This is a genomic window from Pseudomonas paraeruginosa PA7 (assembly GCF_000017205.1).
Lineage (GTDB): Bacteria > Pseudomonadota > Gammaproteobacteria > Pseudomonadales > Pseudomonadaceae > Pseudomonas > Pseudomonas paraeruginosa.
Genome location: NC_009656.1, coordinates 283,421 through 307,642, shown reverse-complemented (window position 1 = coordinate 307,642; position 24,222 = coordinate 283,421). Strand labels below are relative to the sequence as shown.

Sequence of the window (24,222 nt, the reverse complement as noted above, 5' to 3'; positions counted from 1 at the left end):
TCAGAGACTCCCAGCCCACCCGCCGAGCGCGGCGGGCAGGCGATCGAGGAAAAGACAGGCGGCGAGCAGGTCGGCGGCGCCGCCGGGCGAGGCGTTCAAGGCCAGCAGGCGGCGGTCCAGCTCGCGCAGGCGGCGACGCCCGGCGAGGCTGGCGCTGCCGCCGGCGGCGAGCACCGCGCGGGCGCCCTCCTGCATCGCGGCGAGGCCGACGCGGCCGGCGCGGTGCAGCACGCAGGTGTCGTCGAGCACGCTCATGATCGCCAGCAGCGCATCGAGCCTGGCGTTCTGCTCGCCAGCACCGCTCTCGCGGCTGCGCCATAGCTGCGGCAGACCGTGGCGCACCGCGCGGGGGAAACCGAGGCGGGCTTCCTCGCGGGCGCCGCCGACGCCGTAGCGCCGGCGGACGCGCTCGCCGTGACTGTCGCCGCTGGCGGCCGCCGGGTCGTCGAGCAGGGCGATGCGTCCTGCGCGCGCGGCCACTTCGCCGGCCTGCGTGCGGCGCGGTGCGAGGGCGGCGGCGGCGACCAGCAGGCCGAGCGCCCAGATCGCTCCGCGATGGCTGTTCACGCCTTCGGTGGTACGCAACATCGCCACCTCGCCCTCGCGCCCCAGTTGGCCAAGGACGCCGCGCAGGCGCGCATCGATGCGCGCATGCCGCTGGGCGGCGTCGGCCATTTCCTTGAAACACGGCCACAGGCTCAGCGCCGAGGCCTGCATCAGGCCCAGGTGCAGGTCGGCATGCGCGCCATTGCCGCGACGGTCCACCAGGGCCGGCTTGGGCGACAGTTCGGCTTCGTCGATGAGGGCGTCCACCGCCAGGTCGGCCAGGCATTCGCCGAGGTCGGCGCGCGGCGTCGCCGCGAGGTTCGCGATGGCGTTCATCACCAGCTCCTGAAACGCGCCGGCGGCTGGTACAGCCCGCCGGACCATTCGACCAGCTCGGCGATGCTCTTCGCCGCCAGCAGCTCGCGCGAGGCGTCGGTGCGACGGATGCCGAGGTCCTCGGGCAGCGCGATCAGCCCCTCGCGACGCATGCGCTGGGTCTCGCGCGGGTCGTGGCGCAGGCCGATCGGGCTGATCCCGGCCACCGCCGCGATCATCGCCCGGCGCTCCTCCAGCGAGCGCGCTTTGTACAGGTAGGCGATGCCTTCCTCGGTGAGCACATGGGTGACGTCGTCGCCATAGATCATCACCGGCGCCAGCGGCATGCCGGTCTGGCGCGCCACCTCCAGCGCGTCGAGCCGCTCGACGAAGGTCGGCTTGCCGCCGTCCTGGAAGGTCTCGACCATCTGCACCACCAGCTTCCTGCCGCGCTCAAGCAGCGCCTCGGGTTCAGGCCGCATGTCCAGCCAGGCTGGCGTCGAGTGGCGCCGCCCGCGCGGATCGTGGCCCATGTTCGGCGCACCGCCGAAGCCGGCCAGGCGACCGCGGGTGACGGTGGAGGAATGGCCGTCGCCATCGACCTGCAGGGTCGCGCCGATGAACAGGTCGACGGCGTATTGCCCGGCCAGCTGGCAGAACATCCGGTTGGAACGCAGCGAGCCGTCGCGGCCGGTGAAGAACACGTCGGGACGCTGGGCGATGTAGCCCTCCATCCCCAGTTCGGTGCCGAAGCAGTGCACGCTCTCGACCCAGCCGCTCTCGATGGCGGGGATCAGGGTCGGGTGCGGGTTGAGGGTCCAGTGCCGGCAGATCTTGCCCTTGAGACCGAGTGACTCGCCGTAGGTCGGCAGGATCAGCTCGATCGCCGCGGTGTTGAAGCCGATGCCGTGGTTCAGCGACTGCACGTTGTGCCGCTGGTAGATGCCGCGGATCGCCATCATCGCCATCAGTACGTGGACCGGCTTGATGTGGCGCGGGTCGCGGGTGAACAGCGGCTCGATGTAGAACGGCTGGTCGGCCTCGACCACGAAGTCCACCCAGGACGCCGGGATGTCCACGCGCGGCAGGTCGCGCGGGTCGTCGACGATACGGTTGACCTGGACGATGACGATGCCGTCGCTGAACGCGGTGGGCTCGACCAGCGCCGGGGAGTCCTCGGTGCTCGGCCCGGTATAGACATTGCCCTCGCGATCGGCCATGAAGCCGGCGACCAGCGCCACGTTGGGGATCAGGTCGACCAGCAGCCGCGCATACAGCTCGATGTAGGTGTGGATCGCGCCGATCTCCAGCAGCCCATCCTCGAGCAACTGGCCGATGCGCAGGCTCTGCGGGCCGGAGAAGGAGAAGTCGAGCTTGCGCGCGATGCCCAGCTCGAACAGGTCGAGGTGCTCCGGGCGGCCGACGCTGGGCATGATCATGTGCAGGTCGTGCAGCCTGCCGGGGTCGACCCGCGCCAGCGAGCGGGAGAGAAAGTCCGCCTGCTTCTGGTTGTTGCCTTCCAGCACTACCCGGTCGCCCGGCGCGATCAGCGCTTCCAGCGCGGCGACGATCCGATCGCGCGGCAGCACCACGCCGTCGGCCAGGCTGCGCGCGCGTTCCAGGCGCCGCTGCTTTTCCTGGCGGCGCCGCGACCACTGCGGCGGAGGGGAGAGGGTTGTCGTCATGTCGGCTCCGGGGTTCACGCTGTCGTGGGAGCCAACTTAGGCAGGCCGGCGATGGCCTTCAATCAAGCAGCCGGTGTGATCGTTACGCTGGGGTTAACGATGTAGCGCAAGCGCCGCCCTCAGCAGGTCACGGCGTCCGGGAAGGCCTCGCGCAGTGCCTCGCCGAGCCAGTCGATGAACCACTCGACGTCCGCCGACGGCACGCCCGGCGGGGTCAGCACCTGGTAGCTCTCCAGCGCCGCCTCGGCGGCCAGCGGGCGCACCAGCGCGCCGCTGCGCAGCTCCTGGCGGACCAGCACCTCGTTGGCCAGGGCGATGCCGAGGCCTTCCTCGGCGCGCGCCAGGGCGTGGTCGTTGCTCAGGTAGAGCACCGCCGGACTGACCCGAACGTCGACGCCGACGGCGGAGAACCAGAGATTCCACCATTCGCCGTCGTCGACATGGATCAGCTTGTGCTCCACCAGTCGCTCGACCGTCTCCAGCGGCCCGGCCGCGGCCAGGTAGGCCGGCGAGCAGACCGGGAAGACCTTGGGCCGGATCAGCAGTGCGCGCGGGTTCGCGTACTGGCCCGGCAGGCCATAGACAATGCCGAGGTCGGCGCTGCGCTCTTCCACGTGGTCGAAGGTGGGATTGGGTTCGAGGGCGATCTTCAGCCCCGGCCGCTGCGCGCAGAGGGTTTCCAGGCGCGGCGTCAGCCAGCGCCGGGCGAACGCCGGCACCGCCATGATCCGCAACCAGCGCGCGCCGCCGAGCTGGCCGCCGGCCTCGGCGATCTGCTGCAGCGCGGCGGACACCGCCGCGTAGTACTGCCGCCCCGCCGGGGTCAGCCGCACGCCGCGCGAGGTGCGCTCGAACAGGCGCGCACCGAGCCAGTCCTCGAGCAGCCGGACGTGCCGGCCGACCGCCGGCTGGGTCACGTGCAGGGCCTTCGACGCCGCCACGTAGCTGCCCAGGCGGGCGGCCGCCTCGAAGGCGCGCACCGCATTGAGCGGCGGGAGACGGGGGATGGACATGGATGTCGAGGACCTCGCTCGGTGTTAGTTTTTTTAACACCTTATATAAGAAAATTGAGCTTTCGACAGCCGCCCCTTTTTCGCATCATCCGCCCCAGCAGCCGGTGGCGACAGCCGGCGCCGCTCTTCCGCCACCTCGCGGAAGCCTACTTTCCAGCCCTGCCAGAACAACAACAACCATCGTCGCGCCGCGCTGCGGCACGCACGAAGGGGAATCGGAGGTAAGTCCATGAATGCCCTGCATTCGCTGCGCACCCATGCAGTGTCCATCCGCGCGGTACGCAAGGTCTACGGCGATCCCGGGAGCGGCCCGGTGGCGCTGAAGCGCATCGACCTGGATATCCGCGACAACGAATTCTTCACCCTCCTCGGCCCGTCCGGCTGCGGCAAGACCACCCTGCTGCGGATGATCGCCGGCTTCGAATTTCCCACCGAGGGCGAGATCCTCCTCTACGGCGAGAACATCGCCGCGCGGCCGCCCTTCGAGCGCCCGGTGAACACCGTGTTCCAGCACTACGCGCTGTTCCCGCACATGAGCATCGCCGAGAACCTCGCCTTCGGCCTCGAATCGCGTCCGCCGGGACGCAGCCTGGACAAGGCGGGGGTCGCCGAACGGGTCCGCGAGATGCTCGCCCTGGTCCAGATGGAGCGCTTCGCCGAGCGCCGCCCCGCCCAGCTCTCCGGCGGGCAGCAGCAACGCGTGGCGCTGGCCCGCGCCCTGGCGCCGCAGCCCCGGGTGCTGCTGCTCGACGAACCGCTCTCGGCCCTCGACCTCAAGCTGCGCCAGGCGATGCGCGAAGAGCTCAAGGCGATCCAGGCGAAGACCGGGATCACCTTCATCTTCGTCACCCACGACCAGGAGGAGGCGCTGACCATGTCCGACCGCATCGCCGTGCTCTCCGAAGGACAGGTGCAACAGGTCGGCCCGCCGGAGGAGATCTACGAGCGTCCCGGCAACCGCTTCGTCGCCGACTTCATCGGCGAGACCAACTTCATCGAGGCCGAACTGCTCCGTCGCGACGGCTCGCTGGCGCTGTACCGCGGCCCCGGCGGCGAGTCGTTCGAAGCCGCCGCGCGCGACGACCTGGCGCCGGGCGCGCGGGTCAGCCTGTCGATCCGCCCGGAACGCCTGGGCCTGCGGGACGCCGGCACGGGCGACGGCCTGCCCTGCACGGTGCAAAGCCAGGTCTACCTCGGCACCGACCTGCAGTACCGCGTGCGCCTGGCCGACGGCAGCCTGCTGACGGTGCGCGCGCCGAACGCCACCGGCCGGCGCTTCGCCGCCGGTGAGGCGGCGCGCCTGGCCGTGGCCAGGGACAGCGCCAGCGTCCTGCTGGATTGAGCCCCTCGGCAACGGACCACGACCATGCATCCGACCTCCTCCCCCGGCGCCGCCCTGCAGCGTCGCCAAGCCCTGCGCAGCTTCCTCGGCGTGACCCCGGCACTGGTCGCCATCGGCCTGTTCCTGGTACTGCCGATCCTCATCGTCGGCGCCTATTCGCTGATGGAGGCCAACCCCTACGGCGGGGTCAACCGGACCTTCAGCGGCGAGTCGTACGTCGCCCTGCTCTTCGAGCGGCAGATGGACGACAGCCTGGCCTTCGCCGACTCCTACCTGGTGATCGCCCTGCGCTCGCTCGGCATCGCCGCGCTGACCACCCTCGTCACCCTGCTGATCGGCTTCCCGGTGGCGGTCTGGCTGGTCATGCAGCCGCCACGCCGGCGCGGCCTGCTGATCTTCCTGATCACCGTGCCGTTCTGGGCCAACCTGCTGGTCCGCACCTACGCCTGGATCCTCCTGCTGCGCGGCAGCGGGGTGATCAACAACGGCCTGCTCGGCCTCGGCCTGATCGACCAACCGCTGCCGCTGCTCTACAGCGACGGCGCGGTGCTGCTCGGCCTGGTCTACACCTACGCGCCCTTCGTGGTGCTGCCGATCTACGCGACCCTGGAGAAGATGGACATGCGCCTGCTCGAAGCCGCCCAGGACCTCTACGCCGGCCGCCTGCGCACGCTGCGCAAGGTGGTCCTGCCGCTCGCCCGGCCGGGCATCCTGGCCGGCGCCATGCTGACCTTCGTGCCCTGCCTGGGCGCGATGATCGCCCCCGAGCTGCTCGGCGGCGGAACCCGCATGATGCTCGGCAACTTGATCTTCCGGCAGTTCGCCGACGCCCGGAACTGGCCGCTCGGCGCCGCCCTGTCGCTGCTGCTGATGGCCGCGGTGATGCTGGTCCTGAGCCTCTATGCCTGGCGTGCCGGGCGTCTCGCGCGGGGGGCCGGCCGATGAACGCGCGCCTGTGGCGAGGCGGACGTCGAAGCGTCCAGGACTTCCCCGGCTTCGGCGCCTTCAGCCTGCTGTTCTACCTGTACCTGTACGCGCCGATCCTGGTGCTGGTGGTGTATTCCTTCAACGCCAACCAGTCGGCCACCGTCTGGACCGGCTTCAGTCTCGACTGGTACCGCGCCGCCTTCGCCAACCAGGCGCTGCGCCAGGCCGCCGGCAACAGCCTGCTGATCGCCGTGTGCGCCAGCGCAGCGGCCACCGCGATCGCCACCCTGGCCGCCCTGGGCACCTCGCGCGGTGCGCGATTCAAGGGCCTGCGCCTGTCGATGGGGACGATCATGCTGCCGCTGGTGCTGCCGGAGATCGTGGTCGGGGTCGCCACCCTGGCGCTGTTCTCCACCCTCGGCCTGTCGCTGGGCTACGGCAACCTGATCATCGCCCACACGGTGTTCTGCATCCCGTTCGCCTACCTGCCGGTGCGCGCCCGCCTCGACGACATGGACCTGTCCCTGGAGCAGGCCGCCGCCGACCTCTACGCCGGTCCCTGGCGGACCCTGCGCAAGGTGACCCTGCCGCTGCTGGCGCCGGGCATCTTCTCCGGCCTGATGCTCGCCTTCATCGTCTCGCTGGACAACTTCGTGATCTCGATGATGGTCGCCCAGGCCGGCACCACCACCCTGCCGATCTTCATCTTCGGCCTGCTGCGGATGGGCGTCACGCCCGACGTCAACGCCGTGTCGACGCTGATCCTCGGCGTCTCCGTGATCTTCGTCAGCCTGTCCTACCTGCTCGGCAAGCCGCGCGCCTGAGCCCCACGCCGGAGAACTCCCATGTACCAACGCATCGCACGCATCGGCCTCGGCCTCAGTATCGTCCTCGGCGGCAGCGCCCAGGCCGCCGGGCAACTCAACGTGGTCAGCTGGAGCGGCTATTTCTCACCGCAGCTGCTGGAGAAATTCGAGAAGGAGAGCGGCATCCGCGTCACCGTGGACTCCTATGACTCCAACGAGACGCTGCTGGCCAAGCTCAAGCAGGGCGGCGCCGGCTACGACGTGGCGATCCCCTCGCAGCAGTTCGTCCCGATCCTGGTCGAGGAGCGGTTGCTGGAGCGCTTCGACCCGGCCGCCGAACCCTACTACGCCAACCTGGTCGACAACCTGAAGAAACCCGCCTGGGACCCGGAGGGCGCCTACAGCGTGCCCTTCATCTGGGGCACCACCAGCGTGGTGCTGGACGGCGCGCGCTACGCCGGGCCGGCCGACAGCTACGCGGTGCTCTACCAGCCGCCGGAGGAACTGCGCGGGCGGATCAACATGTTCGACTCGGTGAGCGAGGTGGTGGACATGGCCAGCCTGTACCTGGGCATCCCGCTCTGCAGCGAGGACCCGAAGCAGATGCAGCGCGTCCTCGACCTGCTCAAGGCGCAGAAGCCCTTCGTCAAGACCTACAGCTCCAAGGCCGGCTCGATCCGCGAGAACCTCGCCGCGGGCGAGGTGGACATGTCGATGTTCTGGGGCGGCTCGTCGCTGCGCGCGCGCGAACTCAAGCCGAGCCTGAAGTACCTGTATCCGAAGGAAGGCGTGCTGGCCTGGGTCGACAACCTGGTGATCCCGCGCGGCAGCCGCAATCCGGACAACGCGCGGCGCTTCATCGCCTTCCTCGCCCAGCCGGAGAACGCCGCGCTGACGCAGAACTTCCTCAAGCACCAGAGTCCGGTGAAGGGCGTCGAGCCCTACCTCGAACCCGGCCTCAAGGACGCCCCGGAGTTGCATGTCCCCGAAGGCACCCGCGTGGTGTTCAGCCAGACCTGCGGCGAAGCCGCGATCCGCCTGGCCGACCGCCTGTGGACCAACCTGATGCGCTGAGCGCGCCACCGTTTCGCGTCCCGCTCGCGGGGCGCTCTTTTCCGACTGCCAGGGTTCCGACCGCCGATGAACCGCTATCCCCCGATCAACGAACTGGTGCTGCTCCAGGCCCACCAGCTCGCCGAACGCATCCGCCTGCGCCAGGTGTCCTGCCGCGAGGTGATGCAGGCCTACCTGGCGCACATCGAGCGCTTCAACCCACGGGTCAACGCCCTGGTCAGCCTGCTGCCGGCGGAACGCCTGCTGGCCGAGGCCGCCGCCCGCGACGACGAACTCGCCCATGGCCAGTACCGTGGCTGGATGCACGGCCTGCCGCATGCGATCAAGGACCTGTCGCTGACCCGCGGCATCCGCACCACCCTGGGCTCACCGCTGTACCGCGACTATGTTCCCGAGCGCGACGGAATCATGGTGGAGCGGATCAGGGCCGCCGGCGCGATCCTCATCGGCAAGACCAATACGCCGGAATTCGGCCTCGGCTCGCAGACCTACAACCCGCTGTTCGGCGCCACCGCCTGCGCCTACGACGAGCGCCTCAGCGCCGGCGGCAGCAGCGGCGGCGCGGCCGCCGCGCTGGCCCTGCACCTGGTGCCGGTGGCCGACGGCAGCGACATGATGGGCTCGCTGCGCAATCCGGCGGCGTTCAACAATGTCATCGGCTTCCGCCCTTCCCAGGGACGCGTGCCGTTCGACGACAGCGCCGACCTGTTCTTCGACCAGCTCGGCTATGAGGGCCCGATGGGGCGCAGCGTGCGCGATACCGCCCTGCTGCTCTCGGTGCAGGCCGGCGCCGACCGCCGCGCGCCGCTGTCCATCGCCGAACCCGGCGCGTCGTTCGCCGCGCCGCTGGAGCGCGATTTCGCCGGCACCCGGCTGGGCTGGCTGGGCGACCTCGATGGCTACCTGCCGATGCAGGACGGCATCCTGCAACTCTGCCAGCGCGCGCTCGGTGACTTCCGCAGCCTCGGCTGCGAGGTCGAGGAGGCGGCCCTCGGCTTCGCTCCGGAACGCCTCTGGGAGTCCTGGCGCACCCTGCGTCATTGGCTGGTGGCCGGCTCGCTCGGGGCACTCCACGCCGATCCGGCGAAGCGCACCCAGCTCAAGCCCGAAGCGCTCTGGGAAGTGGAGAACGGCCTGCGCCTGGGCGCCGACGCGGTGTACCGCGCCTCGGTCATCCGCAGCGACTGGTACCGCGCCATTGGCCGGCTGTTCGAACGCTATGACTACCTGCTGCTGCCCAGCGCCCAGGTGTTTCCCTTCGCCAAGGAGATTCCCTGGCCGCGCAGCATCGAAGGCGTGGCGATGGACACCTACCACCGCTGGATGGAAGTGGTAGTTCCCGGCAGCCTGTCCGGCTGCCCGGTGGCCAACGTGCAGGCGGGCTTCAATGCCGAGGGACTGCCGATGGGCCTGCAAATCATCGGCCCGCACCAGGCCGACTTCGCCGTGCTGCAACTGGCCCATGCCTACGAGCAGGCCAGCCGCTGGTTCGAACGCCAGCCGTCGCCGCTGCTGGTGGGCTGAAGCGGGCTCAGGCGCGGCGACGGGCCTGGCTATCGATCAGGTACTGCAAGCGGAACAGGTGACGGTAGCCGGCCTCCCAGGCGCCGTGGCCGGACTTCACGTTGATGTGCCCGGCCTCGGGCAGGATCACCGTCTCCGCGCCCCAGGCGCGGGCCAGGTGCATGGCGCGCTGCGGGCTGCAGGCCTGGTCGTTGTCCGAGCCCACCAGCACGGCGGGGAACGGCAGCGGCTCGCGGCTGATCGGCGCGAAGTTGCGCAACGCCTCGGCGCAGCTCTCGCGCTCGACGTCGGCCGGGGCTACCAGCAGGGCGCCGCGCACCCGGTCGCGCACCCGGCGCTCGGCCTGGGCGGCCCATAGCGCCACGGTCACGCAACCGAGGCTGTGCGCGATCAGCACCACCGGCCCGGGCTGGCGACGTATCTCCGCATCCAGCCCGGCGATCCAGTCGGCGCGCAACGGGGCGATCCAGTCCTTCTGCTCGACCCGCGAGGCATTGGGCAGCGTACGCTGCCAGTGGCTTTGCCAATGGGCGTCTTCCGAGCCGTACCAGCCGGGCACCAACACATAACGGACACGTTCGCTGTGCATGGAGATCCCTCCAGAAATCATCACCGGGAAAGTGTAAGGGAGTCTGCTTTATTCTCTAAGGAATAAAAAGCAATTTTATTATTCTATATATTTCTATAAGACGATTCCGTTGATCCAGCGCAAGCCGACGGCAGTTTTCCGCGGATCTGCCTGGGCTCCCACGCATATCGGCGGTATACCTGAGCGCAGGCATCAGGTATCGGGAGAGGACCATGGCCAAGAAATTTCCCCTCCACCCCAGCCACCCGGAGCGCATCTGCTGGGGTTGCGACCGCTATTGCTCGGCGCAATCGATGGGCTGCGGCAACGGCGCCAGCCGCACCCAGCATCCCAGCGAACTGTTCGGCGAGGACTGGGCCGGTGAATGGGAAGTCGAAGGAACGGAGGACGCCAAGGAGCAGGAGGCGCCGGCACGCCAGGCCTGAGCGCCCAGGCGTGGGACGTGCAAGCGATGGACAGGGTGCGCGACGCATTCGCGAGCCCGGCCTCGGCGGACACGCCCGAGGAGCGTCCATCCGGAATAAAAAAGACCGCTCTCCCCTGCCCGGATCGGAGCGGTCGAAACCGTTGCCCGCCCGGCCTGCGCCGGACGGCGTGGATTCGCTTCAGCGTGCGGTGATCACCGCCAGCCTGGTGATCCCGGCGCGCTCGATGGAAGCCATGGCCTTCGCCACCTGGCCGTAGTTCACCCCTTCGTCGGCCTGCAACTGCACGCGGACCTCGGCGTCCTTCGCCTTGGCCGCGGCCAGGTTGCTCTCCAGCAGCTCCGGCTGGATCTCGTCCTTGTTGACGAACAGCTTGCCGGCGCCATCGATGCTCACCACCAGGGGATCCTTCTGCTCCGGCGGGGCCACCGATTCGGTCTTCGGCAGGTTGATCGGGATCGAGTTGGTCAGCAGCGGCGCGGTGACGATGAACACCACCAGCAGCACCAGCATCACATCGACCAGCGGGGTGACGTTGATTTCGGAAAGGACTTCGTCGCTGTCCTGGGTCGAGAAGGCCATGTCAGGACGCCTCCTTCACGTTGCGCGAAGGGTTGCCGGCCTGGCGCGCGGCGGAGGGATGGACGATGACGCGGAACGCGCTCTTCTGCGCCAGGCTGTAGAAGTCGTGGGCGAAGTCGTCGAGGTCGGCGGCGGTCAGCTTCAGGCGCCGCAGGAAGTAGTTGTAGACCAGCACCGCCGGCACCGCGACGGCGATTCCCACGCCGGTGGCGATCAGCGCGCTGCCGATCGGCCCGGCCACGGTCTCCAGGCTCGCCGAGCCGGCCGCGCTGATCCCTTTGAGCGCCTCCATGATGCCCCAGACGGTGCCGAACAGACCGATGAAGGGCGAGGTCGAGCCGATCGAGGCGAGCACCGCCAGGCCCGACTCCAGGGAACGCCGCTCGCGCTGGATCTGCTGGCGCAGGGCGCGTTCGAGACGGTCCTGGTGGTTGATCGACTGGGCCAGGTCGGGCTGGCCGTTGTCCTGCACCTGGATCGCGGCGAAGCCGGCCTGGGCCACGCGGGCGCCGGCGCCCTGCTTGTCCTGCGCCTGCTCGCCGGCGGAGTCGAGGCTGGTGGCGCTCCAGAACTGCTTCTGGAACTGGCGGTCCTGGCGCTTCTGCCGGGCGAACTGCACGCCCTTGACCAGGGCCAGGCCCCAGGTGACCACGGAAAAGCCGACCAGCAGCCAGATGACGGCGCCTTCGACGGATTCGAGCGGGGTGGTTAACAGACTCATGACGGATGCTCCTCGTGACGCTGCAGATTCAGTTCAACTTGAAATCGATCGGTACGCCGACCCAGCCGTCCTCGGCCTTGTCGCCGCGCTTGGCGGGAACGAAGGACCAGCGCTTGACCGCTTTCACCGCGGCCTGGTCGAGGGCTTCGCGTCCGCTCGACTTCTGCACCTGGATCTCGCTCGGGCTGCCGCTGGCGAGGACATGCACCCGCAACAGCACGGTGCCCTCCCAGCCGCGGCGCATGGCCAGGGCGGGGTATTCCGGCGCCGGGTTGTGCAGGTAGCCGGCGTTCGCCGACGGCGGCGTCAGCGGCGCCGGCGGGGCGGGTGGCGCGGCGGGTTGCGGCGGCGCGGGCGGAGCCGGCTCGACGGCCTTCGGCGCCGGCTCGGGCCGGGGTTGCGGCTTGGGCTTGGGTTTCGGCTTGGGCACCGGCTTCGGCGGTGGCGGCTTCACCGCCTTCTCGTCGACCACCGGCGGTGGCGGTTCCTCGACCACCGGCGCCAACGGCTCGGGCGGCGGCGGTTCCACCACCGGCGGCGCCGGGGCGGTGAACTCGATGGTCATCGGCGGCACCTGTGGCGGCACCTCGGGCAGCGCCGGGGTTCTCTGCTGGCTCAGCCAATGGATCACCGCTCCGTGCAGGGTCAGGGCGAACAGGACCAGCAGGATCGTCTCGCGCCGGCTGAGCACCCGACCCTGTGCCGGGTTGTGGCGAACCAGGTGCAACGCCTGGCGCACCGGCCGGCCGAACTCCACCAGGTCGCCGCCGGGCGTCTCGCGCCAGGGCTGCGTGCGGGCATCGACGGGCTGGGGGGTTGCCATGGAAAAGCTCCTTGCACTGACGAACTCGATGGCCGCTCAGGTCCGTGCTGGAGTCCTAGCGGCGCAGGGAGTTGCATGATTGGCAAGGCGGCTTAGCGCTTGAAGTAATTATTTTTGTTATGGAAATAACTTCTGGAGCTATGGGTTTCCCCGGTTTCGCCACAGGCCGCGTGATTGGCGGGCTACAGCGATCCGACGAAGAATCCATGCCTCGCAGGCATGAAAAATATTCCTGAAAGGCTGGTATTTTCGGCGTTGGAAGCGCCGGAGCGCGCTGCGCTGGCAACCCGCATAAACGAAAAACCCCGGTCTGGGCCGGGGTTCTCGTGGACTCGGCAGGGAATCACTCCACCGCCTTGACCATGTCTTCGATGACTTTCTTGGCGTCGCCGAACACCATCATGGTCTTGTCCAGGTAGAACAGCTCGTTATCCAGGCCGGCGTAGCCGCTGGCCATGGAGCGCTTGTTGACGATCACGGTCTTGGCCTTGTAGGCCTCGAGGATCGGCATGCCGGCGATGGGCGACTTCGGATCGTTCTTCGCCGCCGGGTTGACCACGTCGTTGGCGCCGAGCACCAGGACCACGTCGGTCTGGCCGAACTCGGAGTTGATGTCCTCCATCTCGAACACCTGCTCGTAGGGCACCTCGGCCTCGGCCAGCAGCACGTTCATGTGCCCCGGCATGCGCCCGGCGACCGGGTGGATGGCGAACTTCACGGTGACCCCGCGGTGGGTCAGCTTCTCCGCCAGCTCCATCAGCGCGTGCTGGGCGCGGGCCACCGCCAGGCCATAGCCGGGGACGATGATCACGCTGTCGGCGTTGGTCAGCAGGAACGAGGCATCGTCGGCCGAACCGGACTTCACCGGGCGCTGCTCCTTGGAACCCGCCGGGCCGCCGGCGTCGGCTTCGGCGCCGAAGCCGCCGAGGATGACGTTGAAGAACGAGCGGTTCATCGCCTTGCACATGATGTAGGAGAGGATCGCGCCCGAGGAACCGACCAGCGAGCCGGCGATGATCAGCATCGAGTTGTTCAGCGAGAAACCGATCCCCGCCGCGGCCCAGCCGGAATAGGAGTTGAGCATCGACACCACCACCGGCATGTCGGCGCCGCCGATGGGGATGATGATCAGCACGCCGAGGACGAAGGCCAGCGCCAGCATCACGGCGAAGGCGGTGAGGTTGCCGGTGAACATGAACACCAGGCCCAGGCCGAGGGTCGCCAGGCCAAGCACCAGGTTCAGCAGGTGCTGCCCGGAGAACTGCACCGGGGTGCCCTGGAACAGGCGGAACTTGTACTTGCCGGAAAGCTTGCCGAAGGCGATCACCGAACCGGAGAAGGTGATGGCGCCGATGGCCGCGCCGAGGAACAGCTCCAGGCGGTTGCCGGTGGGAATGGTGTCGCCCAGCTGCGCGACGATCCCCAGCGACTGCGGCTCGACCACCGCGGCGATGGCGATGAACACCGCGGCCAGGCCGATCATGCTGTGCATGAAGGCGACCAGCTCGGGCATCTTGGTCATCTCGACGCGCTTGGCCATGATCGAGCCGGCGCTGCCGCCGACCAGCAGGCCGACGAGGATGTAGCCGACGCCGGTGGTGGCGATCTCCGCGCCCAGCTTGAACACCAGGCCGACGGTGGTGGCCACGGCGATGGCCATGCCGACCATGCCGAAGAGGTTGCCGCGGCGCGAGGTGGTCGGGTGCGACAGGCCTTTCAGGGCCTGGATGAAGCAGACCGAGGCGATGAGGTACAGGAGGGTGACCAGGTTCATGCTCATCAGTGGCCCCCCGCCTTCGGCGCTTTCTTCTTGAACATTTCCAGCATGCGCCGGGTGACCAGGAAGCCACCGAACACATTGACCGCGGCCAGGGCCACGGCGAGGGTGCCCATGGCCTTGCCCAGCGGGGTCACGGTCAGGGCGGCGGCGAGCATGGCACCGACGATGACGATCGCGGAAATCGCGTTGGTCACCGCCATCAGCGGGGTGTGCAAGGCAGGAGTGACGTTCCATACCACGTGGTAGCCGACGTACACGGCCAGCACGAAGATGATCAGGTTGTAGATCCCGTCAGAAATGATATCCATCGTTTTCACCGGTCTTCAGGGCGCAGGCGCGAGGCGTGCGCATTTATCGTTATCGAAGCTTCCCGACGCAGCGGCTCAGCCGTTCTTGCGCACCGCCTGGCCGTCGCGGCACATCAGGCAGGCGGCGACGATGTCGTCCTCGAGGTTCACGCTGAAGCCTTCGGCGCTCAGGGTGAGCTTGAGGAAGTCGAGGATGTTGCGCGCGTACAACGCCGAGGCGTCCGCCGGAACCAGCGCGGCCAGGTTGCTGTGGCCGACGATGGTCACGCCATGCCGGACCACGACCTGGTCGGCCTCGGTCAGCGGGCAGTTGCCGCCCTGGGCGGCGGCCAGGTCGATGACCACCGAGCCCGGCTTCATCTCCGCCACGGTCGCCTCGTGCAGCAGCGTCGGCGCCTTGCGGCCGGGGATCAGCGCGGTGGTGATGACGATGTCCGACTGCTTGGCGCGCTCGTGCACGGCCTTGGCCTGGCGCTCCATCCACGAGGCCGGCATCGGCCGCGCATAGCCGCCGACGCCTTCGGCGCACTCGCGCTCTTCGTCGGTCTCGTAGGGCACGTCGACGAACTTGGCGCCGAGCGACTCGATCTGCTCCTTCACCGCCGGACGCACGTCGGAAGCCTCGATCACCGCACCCAGGCGCTTGGCCGTGGCGATCGCCTGCAGGCCGGCGACGCCAGCGCCGAGGATCAGCACGCGGGCGGCCTTCACGGTGCCGGCGGCGGTCATCAGCATCGGCATGAAGCGCGGGTAGTGGTTGGCGGCGAGCATCACCGCCTTGTAGCCGGCGATGTTGGCCTGCGAGGAGAGCACGTCCAGGCTCTGCGCCCGCGAGGTACGCGGCGCGGCCTCGAGGGCGAAGGCGGTGATGCCACGCTCGGCCATGCGGGCGATGTTCTCGTTGTCGAAGGGGTTGAGCATGCCGACCAGCACGGCACCGCTTTTCATCTGGGCCAGCTCGGCGGCGCTGGGCGCGACCACCTTCAGCACCAGGTCGGCGCCGAAGGCTTCGGCGGCGCTGCCGATCGTCGCGCCGGCGACTTCATAGGCACTGTCCGGCTGGCTGGCGTTGACGCCGGCGCCGCTCTGGACGATCACCTGGTGGCCTTGGCCGATCAGCTTCTTGACGGTTTCCGGGGTGGCGGAAACCCGCGTCTCACCGGCATGGGTCTCGAGGGGGACACCGATCTGCACTCACGAATCTCCTGCGTGATTGTCGAGTAGTCCGGGGCACTGCGGATGGCGCACCGGCTGCGGAGGGTCTAGCTCACATACCGCGATTCGCGAACGAACCCTGGCGCGGCATTGTGCAATCGAGCCGAAAAGCCTTCAACAAGTTCTGAAGGCATACGACAGAGAAACTACAAGTCATAAACCGACCAACAATTCCCGCCCATCGCCGCCGGGCGCGTCCTGACTGGCGTGCAGCCTATCCGGGGAAGCCCGCGCGAGAATATGACATCCCTGCCGTGAATGACCGGCTATCAAGTCAAGCCGCTACGGCTTCGACGGGAAAATATCCTGCCAGCGCCGCGGAATGCCGGGGTAATTAATGTTTTTAATACGCTGTATCAGCAATCCCTGATGCCTGGCCAAAGTAGCAAAGCAAAACTTTGACTACAAAGTCAGGATCGCCTTTCCATGGGCGCTGCAGGCCAGCTCGTTAGACCAAAGGCGAATTGCCGTATGGGCAGGATAGACGCGGAGAAATGGCAGAACTGCGACAGCATGTCGCAGTTCTGCTAGCTATTCGCCGGAACGGAAGGGACTCGCCAGAGCGGCGCGCAGCGACCGGCGCCGGTCGGCAATGGAGGAGCCGGCGCACGCTGGGGGATGCCGGCTCAGAACGGACGGCTGCCCGCCAGGCTGATGCGCTTCAGGCGCCGCCGCTCGCTGGCCGGGAAGGCGTTGCGCGCATGCAGCACGGCCTGGTTATCCCACCAGACGATGTCGCCCACCGACCAGGCGTGGCTGTAGCTCAGTTCCGGGCGCGCCAGATGTTCGCGCAAGCGACCGATCAGCGCCTGGCCCCGCGCGGGATCGTAGCCGGGAATCTCCACCTCGGTGTGGGCGCTGAGGAACAGTACGCGCCGGCCGCTTTCCGGGTGGGTGCGTACCAGCGGGTGCTCGCTGCCCTGGATCGGTTCGATGTCCGGCGTGCGGTAGGTGGCGAAACCGCCGCCGTAGCCGCCCTCGCGCAGGCGGATGAAGGGGTTGTAGTTGATCAGGCGCAGGCCATCGATCTCGCGCCGGGTCGCCTCGTCGAGGCTCTCGTAGGCGCGCGCCAGGTTGGTGAAGCGCGTCTCGCCGCCACTGGACGGCACTTCCAGCGCGTAGAGGAAGGAGCCGGAGGACGGCACCGGCGTCCACTGGTGGTCGATGTGTGCCGGCAGGGCGAAGTTGCCCAGTTCGCCGTCGCCGGTGTTGGCCACCTTGACGATGTCCGGTACCTTGCCGTCGCCGCCCGAGGACAGCACCGGGATGTCCGCCGGCGGCTGGAACACCGAGCCGAACAGGGTAGCGAAGCGCAGGTACTGCTCATCGTCGAGGTGCTGCTGGCGGAACACCAGGATGTGGTGCTCGCGCAGCGCCTGCTTGAGCGCCAGGACCTGCTCCGGCGCCAGCGGACGACGCGCGTCGAGGCCACGGACCTCGGCGCCCAGCGGCGCTTGCAGGGGGGTGATGCGGAAGGCCTCGGCGGCGTCGCTGTCGAGCGGCCGGGCGGTTGCGGTTTGGCTCATGTCGGGCTCCTCTGTGATCGGTCCTGCCTGGTGCGTCTCTCCCCTGGCCGGGGAGAGACGGGTCCGTCATGCCTTCCGGATCGTCCGGCTACGTTGTCCGTCGATGCCTACCGGCACGTCGCCGCCGAGGGTCACCCGGCGCACCATGCGCGGCTGGTTGCCGTAGTCGTCGATCGCGTAGTGCTGGGTCGCGCGGTTGTCCCAGATCGCCACGTCGCCGGCCTGCCAGCGCCAGCGCACGGTGTTCTCCAGGCGCGTGACATGCCCCTGCAGCACCGCGAAGAGGTGCGCCGAGTCATGCTGCGAAAGGCCCTTGAGGCGTTTCACGAAGTGACCGAGGAGCAGGGTCCGCTCGCCGCTTTGAGGATGCACGCGGACCACCGGGTGCTCGGTCTCGTAGACGGTCGAGGTGAACACCTTGCGGTAGTTCTCCAGTTGCTCCACCGAGGCGCTGGGCTTGACCCCGGCGTAGTCGTACTCGTTGCTGTGCACCGCCCAGAGCCGGTCGGCCAGCTCGCGCAGCTCCGCCGGCAGGTCGGCGTAGGCGCTCGCCGTGTTGGCCCAGACGGTGTCGCCGCCAGACTCCGGGGCCACCACGCTGCGCAGGATCGAGGCCTTCGGGTAGGCCTCGACGAAGGTCACGTCGGTATGCCAGGAATTGGCCCGGCGGCCTTCGGCGCCATCCAACTCGAGGAGGAAGCGGGTGCCTTCGCGGGACGGCACGGTGGGGTGGGCGACCGGTTCGCCGAGCAAGTGGGCGAAGGCCTCCTGGGTCTGGTCGTCGAGCTGGCTCTGGCCCCGGAAGAAGATCACCTTGTGGCGTACCAGGGCGGCCTGGATCGCCTCGACGGTGGCGGCGTCCAGTTCGCCGGACAGGGTCACGCCGCGAATCTCCGCGCCGATCCTTCCGGCGACCGGCTGGATGTCGAGCCGTACCGGCGTGGCGAGGGCTTGTGCTGCATTGCTCATGTCATGTTCCTCATGCGTGGGGTACTGCGTGGGTGAAGGCTCAGAAGTCGTAGCGCAGCGATACGCCAAGCGTGCGCGGCTGCCCCACCGATGCGGTGTAGGAGCCGTTGATGCTGGCGAAGGCGCTCAGGTAGTAGTCCTTATCGAAAGCGTTCTTCAGCCATACCGAAGTGTCCAGCTGACCGTCGCCGAGATCGCTGCGCAGGCCGGCGGCGAGGTTCACCAGGGCGTAGCCGTCGATCTTCGAAAGGTCGGAGTTGTCCAGCGTGCCCTCGGCGGCGGAGCGGTAGGCGTAGCTGGCGCTGACGTAGGGTTGGAAGCGGTCGTCGAGGCGCCACCGGTATTCGCCATTGAGATTGGCGATCCATTTCGAGGCGCCGACCACGCGCTGCCCAGTGAGGTCGCAACTGCTCGGCGCGCCGGGCCGGGTGCTGACTTCCGCAGGGCACGGGGCATCCTTGAACGACAGGTAGGTGACGTCGTTGTAGGAACCGTTGAAGTTCAGGGTCAGGCCGCGCAACGGCAGCGCGGTGGCCTCGAACTCCAGGCCGCGCGAGCGCACGCTGCCGGCGTTGGCCAGCACCTGCACCAACTGGGTCGAGCCCGGCGCCTGGTACAGGGTGGTGGCCTGGTAGCCGTGGATGCCGGTCCAGAACAGATTGGCGTTGAGCAGCAGGCGCCGGTCGAAGAGCGTGCTCTTCAGGCCCAGCTCGGCGTCGTTGGCGCGCTCCGGCCCGACCAGCAGCGAATCGGCGCCAGCGCTCGGCGCGCTGCCCACCGCCAGGTTGACCCCGCCGGACTTCTCGCCGTGGGAGAGGCTGGCGTAGCCGAGCAGTTCGTCGCTGAACTGGTAGCTGAGGCTGAGCAACGCCGAGGGGGCGAAGTTGTACTGGCTGAGATCGCCGGAATCGTAGGCGCCGAGCTGGCCGTTGCGCACCGCCGCGCCGATCCCGCCGACCGCCGCGCCGCCCAGCGGAGCGAAGCGCTCGACCTTGGCGTCCTTCTCCTCGTAGGTACCGCGCAGCCCGGCGGTGAAGTCCAGGCGTTCGGTGAGGTGCCAGGTGCCCTGGGCGAACAGCGCGAAGCTGTCGGTCTCGATCTTGCCGTTGGCCTTCGAGTAGGTGTCGTTCAGCGCGCCGAGATTGGCGCCGAGCAGATACAGGTCGGCCAGCGGTCCGTAGGAGGTGAAGGTCTTGTTGCCGAGGTTCTGCCTGAACGCGTAGGCGCCCACCACGTAGTCGAAGGCACCGCCGGTGGGCGAGGCCAGGCGGATCTCCTGGGAGAACTGCCGGTCGTGCACTTCCACCCCGGTGTCGTTGATCGCCGAGACGTTCAGTTGCTCGTCGTTGGCCGGGGTGAAGTGCCAGTAGCGATAGGCGCTGATGGAGGTCAGGCGGTAGCCGCTGGCGAGGTTCCAGTTGGCCTCCAGCGAGCTACCGCCCTGGTGCACGCTGACGTGCTGGCGGCCGTTGACGTTGACCTTCTTGCGCTGCGGATCGCGCAACGGCGAAGCGCCGACCAGCGCGGCGCGCTGCCAGAAGCGCTCGGCGGCGCCGTAGACCACCATGCTGCCGTTGCTCGAATCCTCCTCGTTGTAGTCGGCGATCCAGCGCAGGCTGAAGTCCTCGTTCGGCTCGAACAGCAATTGCCCGCGCGCGCCCTGGCGCTCGCCGCCGTTGAGATAGTTGTCGTCGTGGATGTTCTTGATGTAGCCGTCGTCGCGGGTGCGATAGGCCGAGAGGCGTCCGGCGAGGGTTTCGCCGAGCGGCCCGGAAACCGTGCCGCGGCCCTGGAAGTAGCCGTCCTGCCCGCCGGAGACCTCGACGGTGCGCTCGGCGGTGAAGGTCGGCGCGCGGGTGCTGATGTTCAACACCCCGGCGGTGGTGTTCTTGCCGAACAGGGTGCCCTGCGGACCGCGCAGCAGCTCCAGTTGCTCGATGTCCAGCAGGTCGAACACGGCCATTCCCGGCCGCCCCAGGTAGACGTTGTCGAGGTAGATCCCGGCGCTGCCTTCCAGGCCGTCGCTGGCCGGGTTGTTGCCGATGCCGCGCACGGCGACGCTCGACTGCCGCGCGTGGATGTAGGCGACATTGACGCTGGGCAGAACCTGCTGCAGGTCCTGCACCCGGGAGATGCGCTGGGCTTCCAGGGTCTCGCCGCCGAGCACGGTAATCGGCGTCGGCACCTTCTGCGAGTCCTCCTCGCGGCGCCGCGCGGTGACGGTGACCTTGCCCAGGGCGGTATCGGCCCTGCCCGGGGTGGCGGCGGCCACGCTCGTCGCCGGCGCCGCGTCGTCGGGTGCCTCGGCGGCGCTGGCCGGCAGCGCGCCGCCCAGGGCGAGGAGCAGGGCCAGGGTGTAGTCGGTGCCGCTAGGCGGCGTTCGGTCCAATGGAAAGCGGAATCTGCGTGTCATCGGTGAATGTCCTCGGTTTCCCGGCGCCGGCCGGACGCGGGCAACAGGCGGCCGTGCCGCGCAAGGCAGCGATCTGGCGAAAGGTTCGAAGCGGGCTGGCAGAGCCAGCTCAGCCAGGGGCGGCGGTCAGGGGCGACAGCCGGCGGCGTCGCGCAAGGGCATTCGGAACGGCGGGGGTGGCGCGGCAAAGGCACGGTGGACCATGTTCGACTCCTTGGGGGTCTATCTATTCTTATTACTACATTGCATATTTTTCTAATTTATTCTTCGTTGACGGAATAAGAGCTTGCATTTAAAACCAGCACATCCCGAACGGCAAATGCCTTTGTCCAATATTTCCAATGCCGGTAAAGCATCATGGATCTGCGCCAGCTGCGTTACTTCATCGCCCTCGCCGAACACCGCAGCTTCGTCCGCGCGGCGGACGCCATGGGCATCACCCAGCCGGCCTTCAGCCGCAGCATCCAGGGGCTGGAACAGGAACTCGGCTGCCAGCTGGTGAACCGCGGTAGCAAGGACCTGCGCCCCACCCCGGAAGGCCAGGTGGTGCTGCAGCACGCCCTGAACCTGGTGCAGGGCGCCGCCAACCTGAGCCAGGAGATCGCCCAGTTGAACAAGCTGGATGCCGGCGAGCTACGCTTCGGCAGCGGTCCGGCGCCGGCCCAGGAACTGGTGCCGGACGCGGTGGCGGATTTCATCAGGCGCCACCCGCGCGTGCAGATCAGCCTGGAGGTGGACAACTGGGAGAAGCTCAGCCGCGCTCTGCTCCGCGAGGAGCTCGAGTTCTTCGTCGCCGATATCCGCGACTTCGAGGCCGACCCGAACTTCCAGACCCGCCCGCTGACCCCGCGCCGTGGCCAGTTCTTCTGCCGTCCGCAACATCCGCTGCTGGGCAAGGACAGCCTGTCCACCAACGACCTGTTCAACTACCCGCTGGCCTCGACCCTGATCCCCCCGGGCATCCGCAAGTTGCTGGCGAACCTCAGCGGCAAGATCGACTTCGCCGCCAACATCCGCTGCGAGAACATGCACGCTCTGATCCGCATCGTCCGCCAGACCGACGCCATCGGCATCGCCAGCGACGAGACCCTGCGTCCCTACCTGCAGCGCGGCGAACTGCAGCCGCTGCAATGGCGCAACCTGCCGCAGAACCTGGATAGCCTCAGCGCCCGCTGCGGCATCATCAGCCGCAGCGGCTACCGGCTTTCGGCGGCGGCCAAGGCGATGATCGAGACGCTGGTGGAACTGGACCAGGCGCAACACGCGGCGGCCTGAGCCGTCGCGCGGTTTTTCCTTCCACTACTGGAGTTTCGGCAACCCCAGCGCGCCGCGCACCTCCTCGCGCACCGCGGCGAAGTCGGCGGCCACCGCCGGCTCGGCCAGCAGGCTCGCCACCAGCGCCGCGGCGGCGGTCCGCCCACCTTCCAGGTCGCTGGGGAAGTGTACGCCGGCGAGCACCCGGCTCTGCGCGTGCTCCTCGGCGCGGGCGAAGAACGCGTCGTGGCGCTCCGGCACCAGCATGCTCAGCAGCGAGGCCTTGAGGTAACCATCCATGGTATGACCGCTGGGATAGGACTCGCCCTCTGGCGGCGGCAGCACCGGGTTGACCAGCGGTGTCACCTCATAGGGACGCGGACGGGCGAAATGCTTCTTCGCCGGCATCAGTACCTCGACCAGGTTTTCCTGGGCGCGATTGAAGAAGCTGCGGGCCAGCGGCAGGCGTTCCTTGCTGAAGGACTCGCCCAGCAGGTCGCCGGCGAAGGGAAATACGTTGTCCTCCCATTGGTCATGGGCGCGTACCCGGCGCACCTGCTCGGGTGTGCGCAGGCGCTGCGCTTCCAGCACCGCGCCGAGGTCGGCGACCGCCGCCGCCGAATCCGCCGACGGCGGGGGCGGCAGGTAGTCGGCCAGGCGCGGCGGCTGGGCCAGCGCATAGGGCACAGCGGTTTCCCCGAGGCAGGCCAGCGGCGCGAGCAGCGCCAGGCAGAGCAACAGCGAAGGGCGTAGGGTCTTGTTGTGGGTCATGGGACGTATTCCCTGAGGCAAGGTTGCATCGGGAGCCGGAGGCTCCCTCCCGCGGCCGCTGCGGATGACGGCCGGCCACCTCACTCTCCGTCGGCGCGTTCCGAAGTGCTTGACCCGGCCTGCCGCCGCGCATGTCTGCCCGTGCCAATGGCAGGGGAAGCCAATTGGCGGGGCAGGGAAACACAAGCGACCCATGGGACGACTTCCGAGACTGCGCCCACCTGGCATTCAGGTGGGAGAAAACAACAAATGCACGATCTCAGACACGCTGTATTCGCCGGCCTGCTTGCCGGCACGCTTTGCGAGGGGGCGGCCGCCACGGCCGGGGCCGGCGGGTTCATCGAGGACAGCGAACTGCAGTTCCTCGCCCGCACCTACTACTTCAACCGCGACTACCGCGACGGACCGAACAACGCCGGGCGCAACCGCTTCAAGCCACGCAGCGAACGCAACGGCTACCGCGAGGAAACCACCCAGGGCCTGCGCCTGCTGTTCGGCTCAGGCTACACCCCGGGCAACCTCGGCTTCGGCCTCGACGCCCATGCCATGCTCGGCCTGCAGTTGGACAGCGGCGGCGGCCGCACGGGCACCGGCAACCTGCCGGTCGGCGCCGACGGCCATCCCGAGCATCGCTACGGCAAGCTCGGCGGCGCGCTCAAGCTGCGCCACGGCGAGACCCGCCTGAAATACGGCCAGACCAGCACCAGCGCGCCGGTGTTCGCCGCCAGCAGCAACCGCACGCTGACCGGCATGGCCTACGGCCTGCTGCTGGAGGACCGCACCTTCGACGGCCTGCTGCTCGAAGGCGGACGCTTCAGCGCCGCCTCCGGCCCCGGCGAATCCAGGATGCACGGCGAGATCAGCACCGTCTACGGCCGCCTCGGCGCCTACCCGGTGCGGCTCGACACGGTGAACTTCCTCGGCGGTCAGTGGCAGGCCGGGGAACGCCTGCAACTGTCGCTGTACGCCGCGCGTTTCGACGACGTCTGGCGGCAAGCCTACCTTGGCGCCCGCTACCGCCAGCCGCTCGGCGAACAGCGCGCGCTGCTGCTCGACTTCAACGCCTACCGCACGCGCGACAGCGGGCAGAGCCGCTTCGGCCGCATCGACACCCTGGCCAGCTCGCTGGCGCTGGGCTACGAGCAGGGCCCGCAGCGCCTGACCCTGGCCTACCAGCACGTCCGCGGCGAGCAGCCGTTCGACTACATGGCCTTCGGCGACGGCCGTTCCAGCGCCTCGATGGTGCTGGCCAACTCGCTGGGCTATTCCGACTTCAACGGGCCGGGCGAACGCTCCTGGCAACTGCGCTACGACCTTGAGCTCGGCGCCCTCGGCCTGCCCGGGCTCAGCCTGCACGCCCTGCATGCGCGCGGACGCGCCGGGGCCAGCGCCGACAGCGCCGCCGAAAGCATCTACGCCGGCCTCTACGGACGCGACGGCCGGCACCGGGAAACCGACCTCGGCCTCGCCTACCGGGTCAAGGCGGGGCCTCTCGCCGGCCTCGCGCTGCGCGCCTCGCAGGCCTGGCACCGGGACAACCCGACCTACCTCGGCGGCGACGTCGACGAGACCCGACTGATCCTCGACTACCCCTGGACGATCTGGTGACGCGCC

Annotated in this window: 22 protein-coding genes; 8 read left to right on the top strand and 14 right to left on the bottom strand. The window is 68.6% G+C overall.

The window, feature by feature from the left end; all coding sequences use genetic code 11:
- The 3 genes from PSPA7_RS01375 to PSPA7_RS01365 form a co-directional block, all read right to left on the bottom strand.
- Positions 1-882, bottom strand: coding sequence for a triphosphoribosyl-dephospho-CoA synthase (locus PSPA7_RS01375; RefSeq protein WP_012073851.1), 882 nt, complete (start codon positions 880-882; stop codon positions 1-3).
- Positions 882-2,546, bottom strand: coding sequence for a malonate decarboxylase subunit alpha (mdcA, locus tag PSPA7_RS01370; RefSeq protein ID WP_012073850.1), 1,665 nt, complete (start codon positions 2,544-2,546; stop codon positions 882-884). The genes PSPA7_RS01375 and mdcA overlap by 1 nt, the downstream gene beginning before the upstream one ends.
- 119 nt (positions 2,547-2,665) lie before the next feature.
- The gene (locus PSPA7_RS01365) at positions 2,666-3,559 is read right to left on the bottom strand and encodes a LysR substrate-binding domain-containing protein (protein WP_012073849.1); all 894 of its coding nucleotides are present in this window, start codon (positions 3,557-3,559) and stop codon (positions 2,666-2,668) included.
- A 229-nt stretch (positions 3,560-3,788) separates the two neighbouring features.
- Between PSPA7_RS01365 and PSPA7_RS01360 the strand changes: the two genes are divergently transcribed.
- The 5 genes from PSPA7_RS01360 (at position 3,789) to PSPA7_RS01340 (ending at position 9,232) form a co-directional block, all read left to right on the top strand.
- Positions 3,789-4,901: an ABC transporter ATP-binding protein gene (locus tag PSPA7_RS01360; protein ID WP_012073847.1), complete on the top strand. Its 1,113-nt coding sequence runs from the start codon at positions 3,789-3,791 to the stop codon at positions 4,899-4,901.
- 24 nt (positions 4,902-4,925) lie between these two features.
- The gene (locus PSPA7_RS01355) at positions 4,926-5,846 is read left to right on the top strand and encodes an ABC transporter permease (protein WP_003158003.1); all 921 of its coding nucleotides are present in this window, start codon (positions 4,926-4,928) and stop codon (positions 5,844-5,846) included.
- Entirely contained in the window at positions 5,843-6,652 is an 810-nt protein-coding gene (locus PSPA7_RS01350; protein ID WP_003158002.1) for an ABC transporter permease, read from the top strand. Before PSPA7_RS01355 ends, PSPA7_RS01350 begins: the two co-directional genes overlap by 4 nt.
- 21 nt (positions 6,653-6,673) lie before the next feature.
- On the top strand, positions 6,674-7,708 hold the full coding sequence (locus PSPA7_RS01345; RefSeq protein WP_012073846.1) for an ABC transporter substrate-binding protein: 1,035 nt from the start codon (positions 6,674-6,676) through the stop codon (positions 7,706-7,708).
- A 66-nt stretch (positions 7,709-7,774) separates the two neighbouring features.
- Positions 7,775-9,232 carry an amidase gene (locus PSPA7_RS01340; RefSeq protein WP_012073845.1) on the top strand — a complete coding sequence of 486 codons (1,458 nt, stop codon included), beginning with the start codon at positions 7,775-7,777 and terminating at the stop codon, positions 9,230-9,232.
- A gap of 7 nt (positions 9,233-9,239) precedes the next feature.
- Here the strand turns inward: PSPA7_RS01340 and PSPA7_RS01335 are convergent, their stop codons facing one another.
- Complete coding sequence (locus tag PSPA7_RS01335; RefSeq protein ID WP_012073844.1) at positions 9,240-9,821, bottom strand: alpha/beta hydrolase; 582 nt, start codon at positions 9,819-9,821, stop codon at positions 9,240-9,242.
- 212 nt (positions 9,822-10,033) lie between these two features.
- On the opposite strand from PSPA7_RS01335, the gene PSPA7_RS01330 reads away from it, so the two are divergent.
- Positions 10,034-10,246, top strand: a complete 213-nt coding sequence (locus PSPA7_RS01330; RefSeq protein WP_003157027.1) for a DUF3079 domain-containing protein — start codon at positions 10,034-10,036, stop codon at positions 10,244-10,246.
- Positions 10,247-10,426: 180 nt separating this feature from the next.
- Here PSPA7_RS01330 and PSPA7_RS01325 read toward each other — a convergent pair whose 3' ends face one another.
- The 9 genes from PSPA7_RS01325 to PSPA7_RS01285 all read right to left on the bottom strand — a co-directional run bounded on the left by PSPA7_RS01325 (position 10,427) and on the right by PSPA7_RS01285 (position 20,583).
- On the bottom strand, positions 10,427-10,828 hold the full coding sequence (locus PSPA7_RS01325; RefSeq protein WP_003106175.1) for an ExbD/TolR family protein: 402 nt from the start codon (positions 10,826-10,828) through the stop codon (positions 10,427-10,429).
- A 1-nt stretch (position 10,829) separates the two neighbouring features.
- The gene (locus tag PSPA7_RS01320; protein WP_003083979.1) at positions 10,830-11,549 is read right to left on the bottom strand and encodes a MotA/TolQ/ExbB proton channel family protein; all 720 of its coding nucleotides are present in this window, start codon (positions 11,547-11,549) and stop codon (positions 10,830-10,832) included.
- Positions 11,550-11,577: 28 nt separating this feature from the next.
- A complete protein-coding gene (locus tag PSPA7_RS01315) occupies positions 11,578-12,372 on the bottom strand; it encodes an energy transducer TonB (RefSeq protein ID WP_012073842.1) in 795 nt (264 codons plus the stop codon).
- Positions 12,373-12,715: 343 nt separating this feature from the next.
- Positions 12,716-14,152: an NAD(P)(+) transhydrogenase (Re/Si-specific) subunit beta gene (locus tag PSPA7_RS01310; RefSeq protein WP_012073840.1), complete on the bottom strand. Its 1,437-nt coding sequence runs from the start codon at positions 14,150-14,152 to the stop codon at positions 12,716-12,718.
- Complete coding sequence (locus PSPA7_RS01305) at positions 14,152-14,460, bottom strand: NAD(P) transhydrogenase subunit alpha part 2 (RefSeq protein ID WP_003083974.1); 309 nt, start codon at positions 14,458-14,460, stop codon at positions 14,152-14,154. The genes PSPA7_RS01310 and PSPA7_RS01305 overlap by 1 nt, the downstream gene beginning before the upstream one ends.
- A gap of 75 nt (positions 14,461-14,535) precedes the next feature.
- The gene (locus PSPA7_RS01300; protein WP_012073839.1) at positions 14,536-15,654 is read right to left on the bottom strand and encodes a Re/Si-specific NAD(P)(+) transhydrogenase subunit alpha; all 1,119 of its coding nucleotides are present in this window, start codon (positions 15,652-15,654) and stop codon (positions 14,536-14,538) included.
- Between the two features lie 647 nt (positions 15,655-16,301).
- Positions 16,302-17,201 carry a TauD/TfdA dioxygenase family protein gene (locus PSPA7_RS01295; protein WP_012073838.1) on the bottom strand — a complete coding sequence of 300 codons (900 nt, stop codon included), beginning with the start codon at positions 17,199-17,201 and terminating at the stop codon, positions 16,302-16,304.
- A 66-nt stretch (positions 17,202-17,267) separates the two neighbouring features.
- Positions 17,268-18,170: a TauD/TfdA dioxygenase family protein gene (locus PSPA7_RS01290; RefSeq protein WP_012073837.1), complete on the bottom strand. Its 903-nt coding sequence runs from the start codon at positions 18,168-18,170 to the stop codon at positions 17,268-17,270.
- A gap of 40 nt (positions 18,171-18,210) precedes the next feature.
- A complete protein-coding gene (locus PSPA7_RS01285; protein ID WP_011979224.1) occupies positions 18,211-20,583 on the bottom strand; it encodes a TonB-dependent receptor in 2,373 nt (790 codons plus the stop codon).
- Positions 20,584-20,940: 357 nt separating this feature from the next.
- On the opposite strand from PSPA7_RS01285, the gene PSPA7_RS01280 reads away from it, so the two are divergent.
- The gene (locus PSPA7_RS01280) at positions 20,941-21,858 is read left to right on the top strand and encodes a LysR family transcriptional regulator (RefSeq protein ID WP_011979223.1); all 918 of its coding nucleotides are present in this window, start codon (positions 20,941-20,943) and stop codon (positions 21,856-21,858) included.
- Between the two features lie 24 nt (positions 21,859-21,882).
- On the opposite strand, the gene PSPA7_RS01275 is transcribed toward PSPA7_RS01280, so the two are convergent.
- Positions 21,883-22,608 (bottom strand): acid phosphatase, encoded by a 726-nt coding sequence (locus tag PSPA7_RS01275; protein WP_011979222.1) that lies wholly within the window; start codon positions 22,606-22,608, stop codon positions 21,883-21,885.
- 249 nt (positions 22,609-22,857) lie between these two features.
- Here PSPA7_RS01275 and PSPA7_RS01270 point away from each other — a divergent pair, with 249 nt between their 5' ends.
- Positions 22,858-24,216, top strand: coding sequence for an OprD family porin (locus PSPA7_RS01270; RefSeq protein ID WP_011979221.1), 1,359 nt, complete (start codon positions 22,858-22,860; stop codon positions 24,214-24,216).
- The last annotated feature ends 6 nt before the right edge of the window (positions 24,217-24,222 follow it).